15 protein-coding genes are annotated in these 14770 nt (G+C 36.7%); 5 read left to right on the forward strand and 10 right to left on the reverse strand.

Annotated elements, in window-relative coordinates:
* Positions 1–31: 31 nt before the first annotated feature.
* From AC3RVF_RS12845 to AC3RVF_RS12865, 5 genes are all read right to left on the reverse strand, one after another.
* Positions 32–2296 (reverse strand): aconitate hydratase, encoded by a 2265-nt coding sequence (locus AC3RVF_RS12845; RefSeq protein WP_489693518.1) that lies wholly within the window; start codon positions 2294–2296, stop codon positions 32–34.
* Positions 2297–2513: 217 nt separating this feature from the next.
* Positions 2514–3467, reverse strand: a complete 954-nt coding sequence (locus tag AC3RVF_RS12850) for an AAA family ATPase (protein ID WP_489691637.1) — start codon at positions 3465–3467, stop codon at positions 2514–2516.
* A gap of 14 nt (positions 3468–3481) precedes the next feature.
* Positions 3482–4918, reverse strand: coding sequence for a peptidylprolyl isomerase (locus AC3RVF_RS12855; RefSeq protein WP_489691638.1), 1437 nt, complete (start codon positions 4916–4918; stop codon positions 3482–3484).
* Entirely contained in the window at positions 4911–5768 is an 858-nt protein-coding gene (locus AC3RVF_RS12860; protein WP_489691639.1) for a peptidyl-prolyl cis-trans isomerase, read from the reverse strand. Before AC3RVF_RS12860 ends, AC3RVF_RS12855 begins: the two co-directional genes overlap by 8 nt.
* Positions 5765–7723 carry a peptidylprolyl isomerase gene (locus AC3RVF_RS12865; RefSeq protein ID WP_489693519.1) on the reverse strand — a complete coding sequence of 653 codons (1959 nt, stop codon included), beginning with the start codon at positions 7721–7723 and terminating at the stop codon, positions 5765–5767. The genes AC3RVF_RS12860 and AC3RVF_RS12865 overlap by 4 nt, the downstream gene beginning before the upstream one ends.
* Before the next feature lie 199 nt (positions 7724–7922).
* Here AC3RVF_RS12865 and AC3RVF_RS12870 point away from each other — a divergent pair, with 199 nt between their 5' ends.
* The 5 genes from AC3RVF_RS12870 to AC3RVF_RS12890 all read left to right on the forward strand — a co-directional run bounded on the left by AC3RVF_RS12870 (position 7923) and on the right by AC3RVF_RS12890 (position 10226).
* Positions 7923–8162, forward strand: a complete 240-nt coding sequence (locus AC3RVF_RS12870) for a hypothetical protein (protein ID WP_489691641.1) — start codon at positions 7923–7925, stop codon at positions 8160–8162.
* Positions 8162–8605, forward strand: a complete 444-nt coding sequence (locus AC3RVF_RS12875; RefSeq protein ID WP_489693520.1) for a DinB family protein — start codon at positions 8162–8164, stop codon at positions 8603–8605. The genes AC3RVF_RS12870 and AC3RVF_RS12875 overlap by 1 nt, the downstream gene beginning before the upstream one ends.
* Before the next feature lie 65 nt (positions 8606–8670).
* Positions 8671–9183, forward strand: coding sequence for an OmpH/Skp family outer membrane protein (locus AC3RVF_RS12880; protein ID WP_489693521.1), 513 nt, complete (start codon positions 8671–8673; stop codon positions 9181–9183).
* A gap of 106 nt (positions 9184–9289) precedes the next feature.
* Positions 9290–9832 carry a hypothetical protein gene (locus AC3RVF_RS12885; protein ID WP_489693522.1) on the forward strand — a complete coding sequence of 181 codons (543 nt, stop codon included), beginning with the start codon at positions 9290–9292 and terminating at the stop codon, positions 9830–9832.
* Positions 9813–10226: a hypothetical protein gene (locus AC3RVF_RS12890; RefSeq protein ID WP_489693523.1), complete on the forward strand. Its 414-nt coding sequence runs from the start codon at positions 9813–9815 to the stop codon at positions 10224–10226. The genes AC3RVF_RS12885 and AC3RVF_RS12890 overlap by 20 nt, the downstream gene beginning before the upstream one ends.
* Positions 10227–10303: 77 nt before the next feature.
* On the opposite strand, the gene guaB is transcribed toward AC3RVF_RS12890, so the two are convergent.
* The 5 genes from guaB to AC3RVF_RS12915 form a co-directional block, all read right to left on the reverse strand.
* Positions 10304–11776 (reverse strand): IMP dehydrogenase, encoded by a 1473-nt coding sequence (guaB, locus tag AC3RVF_RS12895; RefSeq protein WP_489693524.1) that lies wholly within the window; start codon positions 11774–11776, stop codon positions 10304–10306.
* 149 nt (positions 11777–11925) lie between these two features.
* Positions 11926–12423 carry a hypothetical protein gene (locus AC3RVF_RS12900; RefSeq protein WP_489691647.1) on the reverse strand — a complete coding sequence of 166 codons (498 nt, stop codon included), beginning with the start codon at positions 12421–12423 and terminating at the stop codon, positions 11926–11928.
* Positions 12424–12954 carry an FMN-binding protein gene (locus AC3RVF_RS12905; RefSeq protein WP_489691648.1) on the reverse strand — a complete coding sequence of 177 codons (531 nt, stop codon included), beginning with the start codon at positions 12952–12954 and terminating at the stop codon, positions 12424–12426.
* 44 nt (positions 12955–12998) lie between these two features.
* Complete coding sequence (locus AC3RVF_RS12910; protein WP_489691649.1) at positions 12999–14177, reverse strand: hypothetical protein; 1179 nt, start codon at positions 14175–14177, stop codon at positions 12999–13001.
* A gap of 113 nt (positions 14178–14290) precedes the next feature.
* Positions 14291–14770 carry a heme-binding domain-containing protein gene (locus AC3RVF_RS12915; RefSeq protein WP_489691650.1) on the reverse strand — a complete coding sequence of 160 codons (480 nt, stop codon included), beginning with the start codon at positions 14768–14770 and terminating at the stop codon, positions 14291–14293.

Here is a 14770-nt window from a genome sequence, read left to right on the forward strand (position 1 = left end):
TGTTAGGTTTTGAATATTTAGTAAACGGTTTTTAACCGTTTTGTATTTTAATCAAATTCAAAGCCGATCCTTCACGGTACCACTTTATTTGCGCATCGTTATAAGTATGGTTCACTTTAATCGTGTCTTTATTTCCATTTTTATGAACGATTTCAATAGTTAAGGGCGTGTTTTCAGCAAAATCTGCAATATCCACAAAGTTGAAAGTATCATCTTCTTGGATTAAATCATAATCTGCTTCATTCGCAAATGTAAGACCTAACATTCCTTGTTTTTTAAGGTTTGTTTCGTGAATTCTTGCAAAAGATTTTACTAGAACCGCGGCAACACCCAAAAATCTTGGCTGCATAGCTGCGTGTTCTCTTGAGGAACCTTCACCATAGTTGTGATCGCCCACAACAATAGTTTTAATTCCTTTAGCTTTATACTCACGTTGCACATCTGGTACACCACCGTATTCGCCTGTAAATTGATTTTTTACAAAATTGGTCTTTTTGTTGAAAGCATTTATAGCTCCAATTAAAGTATTGTTAGAGATATTGTCTAAATGTCCGCGGTAACGCAACCAAGGTCCAGCCATAGAAATATGATCTGTTGTACATTTTCCGAAAGCTTTAATTAGCAATTTTACGCCTTGCAATTCAGAATTCGTAATAGGTACAAATGGCTTCAATAATTGAAGACGTTCGCTATCTGTAGCAACTCTCACTTCAACCGAGCTACCATCTTCCTTAGGTGCTAAATATCCATTGTCGTCTACAGCAAATCCTTTTGGAGGAAGTTCTAAACCAACTGGTATATCAAATTTTACTTCTTGACCGTCTTCGTTTAAAAGCGTATCATTCATTGGGTCGAAATCTAAACGGCCCGAAATTGCAATTGCGGCAACCATTTCTGGTGAACCAACAAAAGCGTGGGTGTTAGGATTTCCATCGGCACGTTTAGAAAAGTTTCTGTTGAAAGAATGCACGATCGTATTCTTTTCATCTCCTTTTCTGTCACTTCTATCCCACTGACCAATACACGGTCCGCAAGCGTTTGTGAAAATAGTTGCGCCAAGGTTTTCGAAAACATCCAAAAGGCCATCACGTTCCGCAGTAAAACGAATTGTTTCCGAACCAGGATTTATTCCGAAGTCACTTTTAGGTTTTAATTTCTTATCGATTGCCTGTTGCGCAATAGAAGCAGCACGCGTTAAATCTTCATAAGATGAGTTTGTACAACTACCAATTAAACCCCAATCTACTTTTATAGGCCAATCGTTCTTTTTTGCTTTTTCACCCAATTCGCCAACCGGAGTTGCTAAATCTGGAGTAAAAGGTCCATTTAAGTGTGGACGCAAAGTGTTTAAATCTATTTCAATAACTTGATCGAAGTAGGCTTCAGGATTCGCATAGACTTCGTCATCACCTGTTAAATGTTCTCTGACTTTATTTGCTTCGTCTGCAATATCTTCACGGTCTGTTGCTCTTAGGAAACGCTCCATTGCATCATCATAACCAAAGGTTGAAGTGGTTGCACCAATTTCGGCACCCATATTACAAATTGTTCCTTTACCTGTACAAGAAAGGTTTTTTGCTCCTGGTCCAAAATATTCAACAATAGCCCCTGTTCCTCCTTTTACAGTAAGGATTCCAGCTACTTTTAAAATAACATCTTTTGAAGCCGTCCAGCCGTTAAGTTCGCCAGTTAATTTAACACCTATTAATTTTGGGAATTTTAATTCCCAAGGCATTCCTGCCATTACATCAACAGCATCTGCGCCACCAACACCAATGGCAACCATTCCTAAACCACCTGCATTTACAGTGTGGCTATCGGTACCAATCATCATTCCACCTGGAAAAGCGTAATTTTCTAAAACAACTTGGTGAATAATTCCAGCACCCGGTCTCCAGAAACCAATTCCGTATTTGTTTGAAACAGATTCTAAGAAGTCAAAAACCTCGTTACTAGTTTCGTTAGCGCGCTTTAAATCTGGCACTGCGCCTTGTTTGGCTTGTATTAAGTGATCGCAATGTACAGTGGTTGGAACTGCAACTGTTTTCTTACCCGCTTGCATAAATTGCAAAAGAGCCATTTGTGCAGTTGCATCTTGGCAAGCTATTCTATCAGGCGCAAAATCTACATAATCCTTTCCGCGTTGGAATGTTTTATTCGGATTGCCGTCCCAAAGGTGAGAGTATAATATTTTTTCTGAAAGTGTAAGTGGTTTTCCCGTGATTTCACGTGCTTTATCAACACGTTCTGCCATCTGGGCGTAAACCTTTTTAATCATATCAATATCAAATGCCATAGTTGTATTTTTTCTAGTTGCGAAATTACAAAATTTTATAATAATTAAAAAGTATATAAAGGAATTGCTTATTTAGTGAATATAATTCACTAAATAGTAATTTCTATTGCGTAAAATTATCAAATCCTTAATATTAGATAGCTAATTTTAAGAAATTCAAAATTTTCGGTTTTAATGCTTATAAAAAATCTTTGAGTGGAGCGTGATTGTACCTTATTTAATACAAACTTTTAATGATTTCTTCAATGCTTAAGCCTTCTGCTTCCGCTTTGTAGTTTTTAATTAATCGATGACGAAGGATTGCAACTGCAGCCTTTTGCACGTCTTCGATATCTGGAGAAAATTTACCGTGTATTGCGGCGTTTGTTTTTGCTGCCAATATAAGGTTTTGTGAAGCTCTTGGGCCAGCGCCCCAATCAATATAGTTCTTTACAGTTTCTGTTGCAGTATCGCTATTAGGGCGGGTTTTGCTAACTAAAGTAACTGCATATTCCACAACGTTATCCGCCACTGGAATTCTTCTAATTAACTGTTGAAAATCGATTATTTCTTGAGCTGAAAAAAGTGCATTTACTTTTTGGGTTTCGCCTGAAGTGGTTTGTTTAACTACTTCAACTTCTTCAGAAAACGAAGGATATTCAAGGTTTATGGCAAACATAAAACGGTCTAATTGTGCTTCTGGCAAAGGATAAGTTCCCTCCTGCTCTATTGGGTTTTGTGTAGCGAGTACAAAATATGGTAAATCTAGTTTGTAATGTTGGCCAGCTACAGTAACTGCGCGTTCCTGCATAGCCTCTAAAAGAGCCGCTTGGGTTTTGGGCGGCGTTCTGTTAATCTCGTCTGCTAGAATAATATTGGCGAAAATTGGCCCTTTTATAAATTTGAATTCGCGATTATTATCTAAGATTTCAGAACCTAAAATATCGCTCGGCATCAAATCTGGCGTAAACTGTATTCTCTTAAAATTAAGGCCAAGTGCTTCGGCGACGGTATTAACCAACAAGGTTTTTGCAAGACCCGGAACGCCAATAAGCAATGCGTGTCCGCCAGAAAAGATAGCGAGCAAAACCTGCTCAACCACTTCATCTTGACCTACTATTACTTTTTTAATTTCTTGTTTAAGGGCGTTGTATTTTGAAACCAGTTGTTTTACCGCTGCTACGTCTGACATAGTGTTTTTCTATATTATTTTTTTAACCAACCTCCAGCAAATTCACAATCCTGGTAATCTTGATTGATGCTAATATACGTATCTTTTATTTTCTCGTTCTGCCATTTGTTGATTACCTTAATTTGCTTTTCGCGCAATGCTAGTTGCTTGATTCGCTCATAATCATTTGTATAGTCGGCTTGGTGTTCAACGTATTTTTTAGTCACGGTAAGAATTTTCAAACTACTCTTTCCTGTGCGGTCGCGGTCGGTAAAAATTTCTGATACTGCACCTTCTTTTAAATTATACACTTGTGCACTAAGAGTTGGATCCATTTTGGTAAGATCGAATTTAGTGTCGAATGAAATTGGATTTACTAATTGTCCGCCGTTATTACGGGTTTCTTTATCGTCTGAATTTTTTCGAGCTGCTTCAGCGAAAGTAATTTCGCCTGCTTCAATTTTCGTTTTTAAATCTTCAATCTTCTTTTGTGCTGCATCGATAGATTTCTGAGAAACTTCTGGAAACATCAATATATGCCTAACATCAACTTCTTGTCCTCGAATTTTTTCGACATACAGTATGTGCCATCCAAATTCCGTTTCAAAAGGTTCGCTGATTTCACCTTCTAAAAGTGAAAAGGCCTGATCTTTAAACTCTTTAGCCCAAGGTGAATCGCGCTTAACGCCCGTGTAAAGTCCTCCTTTAGAATTTGAGCCTGGATCTTTAGAATAAAGAACCGCTTTAGTAGAAAAACTAGCCCCATTGTCTAGAATATCTGCGCGGATAGCATTTAACCTTCCAACAACTTCATCTATTGCTTGTTTTGTAACTTCTGGATCTACCACTATTTGAGCAATTTCAATTTCAGCGCCAAAAATTGGGCGATCTTCTTCTGGAATTGAGTAGAAAAAAGTTCGTACTTCTTCAGGTGTTACTTCTAGTTTTTCAATTACCTTTTGTTGCATCAAACTTGCGAGTTTAATACTCTTATTGGCTTCAAAAAGATCTCTTCTTAAATCGGCCATATTATCTTTTCTATAATAAGCCGCTACTTTTTCTTCGCTTCCCAATTCACCAATCATATATTGTAATTGCTGATCTATCATTCCATTAATTTCTGCATCTGGAACCAAGATACTATCTTGTTTAGCTTGGTGAGCGTACAATTTGTCTTCCATTAATTTACCCATTAATTGGCAACGGGTAATATCTTCAATAGACATTCCTTGCGATTGCATTTCAACATAAGCCTTATCAATATCACTGTCAAGAATAACATATTCTCCAACAACGGCGCTAACGCCTTCGGCTTTATATCTTTTAAAAGGTTTTAATGTATCGCGCTTTACCGTTTTCTGCATAACTAATGAGTCGTTGCTTTTTGCAACGCCGGTACTATCTGGCTCCACAACGGTTTGTGCTTGTAGTATTGCAGTAGAAAAAAGCAACACCAATAAAAATTTATTCATTTTTATAGATTTCAAAATTATTTGTTTCAATAGCATCTTTTGTAATATCTGTTTCAAGTTTTTTAATAAGCTCAAGCTTTCTTTTATTCAGAATAATCTGTTTTAAAGTAGGCATAATGTAGGAAATAGGTGCCGTATCATTGGGGTTGAGCACATTTTCAATTTTCACCAAATATACTCCTAATGAATCTTGCAATTGTGTAAAATTGGATTTTTTTAACACTTGATCGCTAGTGCTTCTAATTACTGGTAAAGTGTTCAGTAAAACTTCTCTTTTCACCCAAACAGTGTCGTTAAAGTTTGAGGAAATAAACTGGTAGTTCTGACTGGTGAGCGATTTTTTATCCTTTTCGTTATAACGGTTCAATTTTTCCTTTACAGCGGGCAAACCGTCATAATTTACAGGTAATTGAACGTAACGCAATTTTACCAATTGATCTTTTAATTTAAAGTTTTCTTTATTGGTTTCGTAATATTCCCGAAATTCCTGCTCTGTAATAACGCTATCTAATTGCTTGCTAACAATTACATTTTTATAAGCTTCGGTAAGTAAATCATTATGATATGACTGAACAAGCTTATCGTATTGATCTAGCTTATCTGCAGGTATATTTATTCTTGCTTGGTCAATAAGCAGCTGTTGGGTAGCCCAACGGTTTATGTAATTATTTACAATGAGCGTACTATCTTCTGCCGAAGTATTTGCGCCTATCAGTTTTACAATGTCTGCTTCATATAAATAGTTGTCGTTTACACGGGCTATAACATTTTCTTTAGTTTCCGTTTTAAAATACTCACAGGAAACCAAGAAAGCACTAACAATAGTTATATAAAGAATTTGACGAATCATTTCAACTCCTTTTTAACGTGTTTTAAAGTTTTTTGATTTACTTCAACTTTATACTTTTTGCGAAGGCTTTCCATCCAAGTCAGCTCTAATTCATTTTGATAATTGCTCAAAACTTTACCTTTAACCTCGTCTAAAGTTTTATATCCGGGAGCGAGTATTTCTTTAATATTAACTACCACGAACGAATCGTTGTTTGGATATACAGAAGAAACGCCGCTTTTTATCTCTAAGTTCTTTGGAAGCTCAGATTGGTTAATTTCAAAAATTCCCGGCGTTATCAATACGTTTATTTTATCATCTGTATTAATTACCGCTTTTATCTCTTCGGAAGTTTTGCCTTCTGCTAACATTTTTTGAATTTGCTTCGCGAAATTTTCTGAAGTAGCCGAGTAGATATCTGCATCAACACGTTGTTTCCACTTGTAGTTTTCCTTTGTCTTATTGAAAAATTGCTGAAGCTCTAAAGAATCGGTCTTTGCTTTTTGCCAGATATTTTTGCTCATCACATCAAAAATTAGAAGGCCATCGCGATATTCAGTAAGCACTGCGGCATACTCTTCATTGTCGTCTTCCAGTTTTTCTTTGAAGTAATCTTTTAGCTGCTCCGTTTCAAATTCATCATAAAGTTCAACCAATAATGATTCCTTTAGTTTGTAAAGTCTAGTGGTTTTTTGGCGGCTATCAATAAATTTTGCAAAATCTGTATAAGTTGCTTTTTTATCCCCAATAGTGAAAAGCGTTTGCTCCTTATCTGCTGGAATAGGCTCCATGGTCCATTTTCTTTTCAGTACTTCGTCTGTAACGTATGTATCGAAGTAAGGCAAAAAGCTCGCTCCTTTTTTGAAGCCATACTTTTGCTTTATTTTATTATTTGTAGCGGTTGTTACTAGTTTAGCGCGATCGCCATCAGAAACTTTTTTCTCTAGTGTTTGCTTTTGCTCATCAAAGCTTTCCATTGGTAATTTTTCATCCAAACGAATAATGTGCCAGCCAAAATCTGTTTTAATTGGCTTACCAAAATCGCCTACATTTTTAAGTTCGTAGGCTGCATTTTCAAATTCTGTAGCCCGAAGATCACCTTTTGTGAATGGATTCAATTTTCCTCCTTTTACGGCAGAATTTTTATCATCTGAAAATTGCTTTGCTAGGCTTTCAAAAGATTCGCCTTGCTTAAGCATAGTGTAAATTTCGTTGATGCGCTCCTCTGGGTTGAATGTACGGGCTCCTTTACTCTCAGAAATCATAATGTGCGAAACTGCAATTTTCGGCAGTTTTGCTCTTTTGTCGTTTACTTTAATAAGGTGATAACCAAAACTTGTTCTCACTATATTTGAAATTTCGCCAGACTTGGTTTTATACGCTTCAGATTCAAAAGGATAAACCATGTTAAATACTGTAAAGTATCCTAAGTCTCCTCCTCTTTCTTTTGCGCCAGGCTCTTCAGAATATGTTTTTGCCAACTGTGTAAAATCTTCCCCTTTTAGCGCTCTTTCGCGTATTGACTTCATTTTATTGTATGCCGCTAAAGTATCTTGCGGCACAGATTCATAATCTACTCTAATTAGAATATGAGAAGCCTTAACTTCAAATTTACTGCGCTCATACGCTTCTTTAGCCAGTTCTTCCGTTACCTTATCTTCGAAAAGATAATTTCTTGAAAGCTGGTCGCGGTATTTTGAAAACTCGTTTATATAAGCACTTTCTTTATGTAAATTTTGAGCTTGTGCTTCTTCAATTTTCAATTTGTAATCTATAAAAAGCTGCAAATAGCCATCAATATCTTTTTGTGATTCATCCTGAACCAGATCGAGGTTTTTCTTGTAGACACGCTCAAATTCGTTGGCATATACAGATTGCCCGTCTATAGTCATTAACACTTCTTTTTTGTTTTGAGAAAAAACGGTAGTGGCGCTCAAAAAGCCTAAAATGAATAGGGTAAGAAAATTTTTCATCATTGTTATTGAATATTTATTTTTTACTGAAGCGTCGCAAAAATAGCAAAAAGCTATGGTAACACACATCAGAATAGCAAACGAATTTAATATAATTATAGTGTTTTACAATTTTAAAAAAAATGTTGAAAAGCCGTAACTTGCATTAGTTTTTAAAAAGGAGAAAAATAATACTTTAAAATTTCTCCACAACTATTTACAAATGACTGAAAGAGTAAAACTTATATGGGATTTTAGAGGTGCAAACGCCCAACAAATAGCCGAGCACCACGCAAAACATCTTAGTGAATTTTCTAAATCTGAAAACTTAAAGGACAGTTTTACAGGCCACGAACAAGTAACGCCTATGCACTTTATAGCATTTATGGTAGTTGAGAAATCATTGATGAACACTTTACGTGAATCTTTAAAACCAACCCGTGGGCAATTATACGATGAGTAATGAAAGTCTTTTTTAAAAATACCTTTGAATACACCCACCATTGCAACCAGCAATTAATTGATGTATTGCTAAAAAACCCCAGTCTCTTTCAGAAAAAAATAAGCGCTTTAACAAGCCATACGCTTAACGCACATCATATTTGGAATCATAGAATTTTTACAGTTAGGCCAGCACTTTCAGTTTGGCAGGAACTGGAGATTGGTTATTTACAAAAGATAAACGACGAAAACTTTGAACACAGCATTGAACTTATTGAAACAATACAATTAGACGAGAAAATAAATTACACCAATAGTAAAGGGCAAAATTTCACAAATACGGTGAGCGATATTTTTTTTCATTTTATAAATCACAGCACCTATCATCGGGGTCAGTTAATTAGCCTTTTAAAGTCTGAAGGAGTAGAACCAATCGTTACCGACTATATTTTTTACAAACGCTGATATTCAGCACTAATAATTGCAATATTTATAGTAATATTGTGCTCTAAATTTTTAAAACATTTACAATGAATTTTCTTAAAATCGCCATATTCTTTATTGGTATTTCCGCTTTTGCACAGAGCAAGGTTGGAGCAGTAGACGTAGAATACATTCTTTCAAAAATGCCTGAATTACAAACCGTAAGAACCCAGGTAGAAACGTATGGCCAACAATTGGACATCGACCTAAACAAAAAGGTGGACGAATACAAAAAACTAGCCGAAGCCTATAAAGCTGGAGTAGCCACCTTTACTGCAGAGCAAAAAAAGGCAAAACAAACCGAGCTTTTAAAACTTGATGACGACATTCAAAAATTTCAGCAAAACGGTGCCAAATTAATGGAAATTAAGCAGCAGGAAGGCCTTAAGCCCCTATATGCTAAAATAGGTGTAGCTTTGGAAAAAGTAGCGATGGCTCAAAATTATACGCAGGTAATGCAAACCACTCAAGACTTGGTTTTCTTGGATCCAAGTTATGACTTAACGGTACCAATTCTTACTGAATTAGGCATCACAATTACAGTAGAAGAAGGTAAATAGTCCTTTCTTTACTAATAGTACAAACGTGAGGCGCTAAGTCTCACGTTTTTTTTTGCCTATATTTATCCGGAAAGTATATTTTTAAATACTCCAAATTCGTTTCACAATGAATATTATTAAAGATTTTGCCGAAAAACATAACGGGCAATATGAAGAAGTAAACATTAAAAATGTTTACTCACAAATTGGCAGAATGATTTACCAGCCAAAAAAGGCAAAATTCTTAATTGATGGTTCAAAAATCTCACTAAATATTGATGAAGTTGGCGGAGCGATTCCCACGGCAGAGCCTTTCAGAATAACACTTCATCTTTCTAAAAACAGTGAAGATAGCTTGGACATCTATCCTTCTACTTTTATAGAAAGGATGTTTCAAAAGATATTGCAAACCAAAAATAAAAAGCTGAAATACAAGTATGTATTTCAAGGAAATGGAAAAATTGTAGAACAATTGCTGAAGAAAAAATCGTTCATAGAACAGCTGCAGAAACATAAGGTTTATATCCGTATCTCGAAGGCAAACACTTCAAATATAATACTAACACCACCACACGGAATTGAAAGTGACGTACAGCTTGAAAGTTTCATCGAAATCTTAAAATGCATTGAAAAACAAATTAATACCGAAGATGTCTCAAGCAACTATTGAAAAAATTAAAAATAACCCTTTCGGGGATATAGATGAATCTATTTTTATAGACGATCTTGAGTATCAAATTAGCTATCAATGGAAAAGACTAATCACTATTAATATTCGTCGCGAGCAGTCACTAATTACGGATACTGCTATTTTCGAAATTAAAAAATTACAATTTTTAAGATCAATTTTAAGATCGCCACAATACAATATGAGCGGCGATAGAACAGAACTGTCAGAAAAATTAGTTTCAAATCAATACACCCGCGCGCTACTTTACTTTCCAGTTTCAAAGATTACCGTTCAAAACAACCAAATTTCATACACCGCTAAATTAAAAAGAAAAAACAGCGATCAATTAGAGAATATAGTTGAATACTTTCAAGCTTTATTAACTACACTCTAGAAAAGTTGCAACTCTTTTAAACGCAAAAAGCACCAGAAAAATCCAGTGCTTTTTAGAAATTATATTTTTTTGAAGCTCTATCTACTGTAATTAGGAGATTCACTTGTAATGGTAACATCGTGCGGATGGCTTTCATTGATTCCGGAAGCGGTAATTTTTATAAACCTACCATTTTCCTTTAATGCTTCTACATCTTTGGCGCCACAATAGCCCATTCCCGCTCTTAGGCCACCAATAAATTGAGTCATGCTTTCTACCAGTTCGCCTTTATATGGTACGCGGCCCACAATTCCTTCAGGGACCAATTTTTTAATATCGTCTTCCACATCTTGGAAATATCGGTCCTTAGAGCCTTGTTTCATGGCTTCAACAGAACCCATTCCACGGTACGACTTGTATTTTCTTCCTTCGTAAATAATAGTTTCTCCTGGAGACTCTTTTGTTCCTGCAAGTAGAGAACCCAACATTACGCAATCAGCACCTGCTGCAAGTGCTTTTGGGATATCGCCTGTATAACGAATTCCTCCATCGGCAATAACGGGAACACCCGTTCCTTTTAAAGCAGCTGCAACTTCAAGCACGGCTGAAAATTGTGGGAAACCTACTCCGGCAACTACACGAGTTGTACAAATAGAACCAGGTCCAATTCCTACTTTAACAGCATCAGCGCCAGCTTCAACTAAATATAATGCAGCTTCGGCAGTTGCAATATTTCCTACTACGACATCAAGATCTGGGAATCGTTGTTTTACTTTTTTCAAAACTTCCACCACACCTTTTGTATGGCCGTGGGCAGTATCAATAATTACTGCATCTATCTGTGCATTTACCAAAGCTTCAGCTCTTTCAACAGCATCTGCGGTTACGCCAAGAGCGGCAGCAACACGAAGCCTTCCGTACTGATCTTTATTTGCACTTGGTTTTTGAGTAAGTTTTGTAATATCTCTAAATGTAATAAGCCCTAAAAGCTTTCCATCATCACTTACAACTGGAAGTTTTTCAATTTTATTTTTCTGAAGAATTAATTCAGCCTCTTTCAAGGAAGTACCCTGAGCAACCGTAACTAAATTCTCGGTAGTCATAACCTCGCTCAACGGACGTTTAACGTCCTTTTCAAAACGTAGGTCGCGATTTGTAACAATCCCTATCAAACTTCCCTTTTCATCAGTAATGGGGATTCCACCAATGCTGTATTCGCGCATTGTTTTCTGGGCATCGCCAACAGTGTGTTCTTTCTGAAGTGTAATGGGGTCTATAATCATTCCACTTTCTGCACGTTTTACTTTGCGCACTTCGGCTGCTTGCTCTTCAATGCTCATATTTTTATGAAGCACTCCAATACCACCTTCACGAGCAATGGCAATAGCCATAGCGCTTTCCGTAACTGTATCCATCGCTGCGGAAACAATAGGAACGTTAAGTGTAATATTTCGAGAAAATTTTGTGGCGATAGAAACTTCGCGTGGTAAAACTTCAGAATAGGCAGGCACTAAAAGTACGTCGTCGTAAGTAAGGCCTTCTCCAAGAATTTTGTTGTTGTGTGCAGTCATTGCAATTAAGTTAACTTCCGAAAGAGCGAAAGTGGTTATGGATTAATTGCGTGCAAATGTACAGTAAAATAATTAAGAATTATGGATTCTGAATTATTTTATAGTTTAACCTTCAACGCAGCAATTAGAGTGGGGCAGTCAATCAAAAATTAATATTTCTTTTTCGAAGTAACCAATTGCAGCAGCACTGCTCCTGCGGCTATTATGTAGACTACCGTCATCAAGGAACCAGAAATCATAACAATCCATTTCATCCAAAGCACGCCTTTCCACATAAAATATATGCCGCCAAAAGTTAAAAGGATTGAAACAAAGGGCTCAACCATTAAAAAAGCTTTTGCCTTGGCAGGCAGTGAAGTGATAGCCACCAAACCACCAAGCATAAAAAAGATAAACGAAATGGAAAGAATGTGGGTGTGCAAAATGGTTAGCATTTCGCGCTGCCCTTTTTTAAACTTCATTACCGCTATATCTTCAGCATCTTCATTGCCAAGATAGTTTTCCTCCAGGCCGCTAGGGTTGGCCGAGTCGGTTTCGCGAACAAAGTTTATACCGATAAAATAACCTACACTCAACACAATAATAAATGCCGCAATAAATTGCTTGGCGTAGCGAGGGAGGTCATGGATACGGCCGTGCAGCTGCATTTAAAGAGCTTTATTTTTCTGAAGAATTGCAATACTCTTCAATAGTGAGTTCATTTCGGTGGTTAAGGATCTCACTGAAATTGTTGCGCCACTTATAGGCATGATATTGCGGTTATATTCAAGTTCTTTAGAGGTTGGTGAAGAACCCACAAATTGCTTTAGCCACCGTCTGCTGCTAATTTCCCCGCCGTATTCTTCGCGATAAATAAGCACTTTGCTTGTGGTTATAACGAAATTGTTGTCGAACAAAACCAGATAATCAAAAGTAGCAGTCTTACTTGGGGCGTTTCCTATATAACCGTAGCCCAACAGCTTCTCGCCAGACTTAATCTTAAATAAATTTTCATCGCCAAACTCTGTCATGGTCTTCGCGTTCAAATCTTTGGTGACCGAAATAATTTCTTTCGAAATTTTTTCGGTCCCATAAAATTTTACCATCTCTTTTTGGGCTACTTTGGCAACATTATCCGGTACGGAAAAGGCTGCAAAAACGAGTGCTAAAATAAAAAGTATGGACAGTTTCATTTTCATAACGCAAAGGTATTGATTTCAAATTTAGTATTCAACAAGGCTTATTAAAACCAAACGCCAATTCCAAAGTTTAATTGATTAGCAACTTCGGCACCTTCCATAGCATTATCCCTAATTTGGTAATCGCCTTTTACTACAACCCCATTGGCTATATGGTATGATAAGCCCGCGGTTATATCTTGACGGTTATAGGCATCGTTGCCAATTAAACTTCCTTCAGTGCCAGCGTGGGTATCATATTGTTCATATCTAGCAAAGGCGAAGAGTTTTTGTTTGGCTGTAAGTGGTAACAAATTATACGCTCCTTCAACATAATAGCCCATCAAAGCACTACCTAGGTCCATTCCTGTTAAGGAGTTGTATTTATCTGTATCTGAAAGGGAAGCATAAATAAACTCGCCGCGAGCGGTAAATTTGCGGAAGGCATAGCGTACATCAAATCCTACCATCGAAATACCAATATTGGCGCCATCTATATCTTCTATCTCATCTTCTGCTTGAGTCTTTCCAAAATATCCAGACAATCCAAAACGAAGGCCCGGAATTCCGTAATAATCTAATTTTGTGGAAAAAGTTGGGCTATCTACGGTAGATTCAATTCCTTTTTGACGTCCGCCACGCAAACCATCCTTACCCTTTAAAAATCCTTTTATTCCTCCCTCATCGTTTGGGGCGGTAGATTTAAAACCATTAAAAATATACGCTTGGTAGCCTAAGGATATTGCAGGAAAACGCCCCGTTACCCCTACTCCCAATTCGCGCCAAGTGGTAGGTACTATATCGTGGTCTACAGCCGGTCGTTCCACACCATTGAATGTAGTAGGTTCGTGGTATTCGTTTACTATGCCCATTGGTACTAACATTAAACCACCGCGAAGGCTTACATTATTGCTTACTGCATAATTTACAAATGCCTGCTCTACATAAATTTCTTCTACATGTTCAACTTCAATTTCGGTAACAAATTGGGTTCTGTCATCAAATTTATATCCAAAAAGTAGTACCAATCGGTGAACATCCAAGGTGCCGTTATCGCCTTCTGGTTGGTTAAAGTCTATTTGTCCATAACCTCCAAGCGTTACTGCATTTCCTAATGAATTGGAAAGTATACGTTGAGAAGAATTTTGTTGTTGTTGAGAATTTGATGGAATTGTGTCGGAATCGTTTTGCGCAAAGGCTATTGCACTAAAAAACAAAACTGCGAAGGTGATGATTGATTTCATTTAATATTATTTAGACTGAATTAATATAGATTAGTTTTTCAGCCGCAAAAATAATAGCGTTTATGAAATCTCACAAGTTTATTTAGACTTAATTTAAATAGATTATAGAAATTTTATTCGGTTGCAGAAACCTCCAACTGCTTTTTATATTGAAGTCGCGTCATACCAGCCCATTGCAACAATAATTTTCTATCGTCTTCGGAAATATCGCCGTGGATTATTGTGTAGGATCGCAACGGCATTTCGCCATCTTCTACCATTTCAACAAGTTCTTCTAGTTTGTGCTCCTTCTTTTTTATGGTATAACCTTCCCAAGCAGAAAAATTTAAATGTTTTTTTCCATCTATAATATGGTCATCCAGCCAAAAAGAAGCAGGCGCAATTTCTGCATACCACGGATAGACGGTTTGATTGCTATGGCAGTCATAACAACTTTCTTTTAAAATTGCCGCAACCTTAGTTGAAGGTTTTGTTTCTGCTTCAAACAAAGCGACACTATCGTAACCACCGTTATTTTTTTCAGGGCGTATAAATTGAATTGCGATTAAAGCAAGAAGTGCTACTATTAAAACTATTTTAATAATTCTTTTCAT

It is taken from the genome of Aequorivita sp. IT1183, assembly GCF_058068265.1.

Excerpts from the sequence above, each read along its gene's own strand:
- AC3RVF_RS12845 (WP_489693518.1), bottom strand. The coding sequence starts at position 2,296 with ATGGCATTTGATATTGATATGATTAAAAAGGTTTACGCCCAGATGGCA.
- AC3RVF_RS12850 (WP_489691637.1), bottom strand. The coding sequence starts at position 3,467 with ATGTCAGACGTAGCAGCGGTAAAACAACTGGTTTCAAAATACAACGCC.
- AC3RVF_RS12855 (WP_489691638.1), bottom strand. The coding sequence starts at position 4,918 with ATGAATAAATTTTTATTGGTGTTGCTTTTTTCTACTGCAATACTACAA.
- AC3RVF_RS12860 (WP_489691639.1), bottom strand. The coding sequence starts at position 5,768 with ATGATTCGTCAAATTCTTTATATAACTATTGTTAGTGCTTTCTTGGTT.
- AC3RVF_RS12865 (WP_489693519.1), bottom strand. The coding sequence starts at position 7,723 with ATGATGAAAAATTTTCTTACCCTATTCATTTTAGGCTTTTTGAGCGCC.
- AC3RVF_RS12870 (WP_489691641.1), top strand. The coding sequence starts at position 7,923 with ATGACTGAAAGAGTAAAACTTATATGGGATTTTAGAGGTGCAAACGCC.
- AC3RVF_RS12875 (WP_489693520.1), top strand. The coding sequence starts at position 8,162 with ATGAAAGTCTTTTTTAAAAATACCTTTGAATACACCCACCATTGCAAC.
- AC3RVF_RS12880 (WP_489693521.1), top strand. The coding sequence starts at position 8,671 with ATGAATTTTCTTAAAATCGCCATATTCTTTATTGGTATTTCCGCTTTT.
- AC3RVF_RS12885 (WP_489693522.1), top strand. The coding sequence starts at position 9,290 with ATGAATATTATTAAAGATTTTGCCGAAAAACATAACGGGCAATATGAA.
- AC3RVF_RS12890 (WP_489693523.1), top strand. The coding sequence starts at position 9,813 with ATGTCTCAAGCAACTATTGAAAAAATTAAAAATAACCCTTTCGGGGAT.
- guaB (WP_489693524.1), bottom strand. The coding sequence starts at position 11,776 with ATGACTGCACACAACAACAAAATTCTTGGAGAAGGCCTTACTTACGAC.
- AC3RVF_RS12900 (WP_489691647.1), bottom strand. The coding sequence starts at position 12,423 with ATGCAGCTGCACGGCCGTATCCATGACCTCCCTCGCTACGCCAAGCAA.
- AC3RVF_RS12905 (WP_489691648.1), bottom strand. The coding sequence starts at position 12,954 with ATGAAAATGAAACTGTCCATACTTTTTATTTTAGCACTCGTTTTTGCA.
- AC3RVF_RS12910 (WP_489691649.1), bottom strand. The coding sequence starts at position 14,177 with ATGAAATCAATCATCACCTTCGCAGTTTTGTTTTTTAGTGCAATAGCC.
- AC3RVF_RS12915 (WP_489691650.1), bottom strand. The coding sequence starts at position 14,770 with ATGAAAAGAATTATTAAAATAGTTTTAATAGTAGCACTTCTTGCTTTA.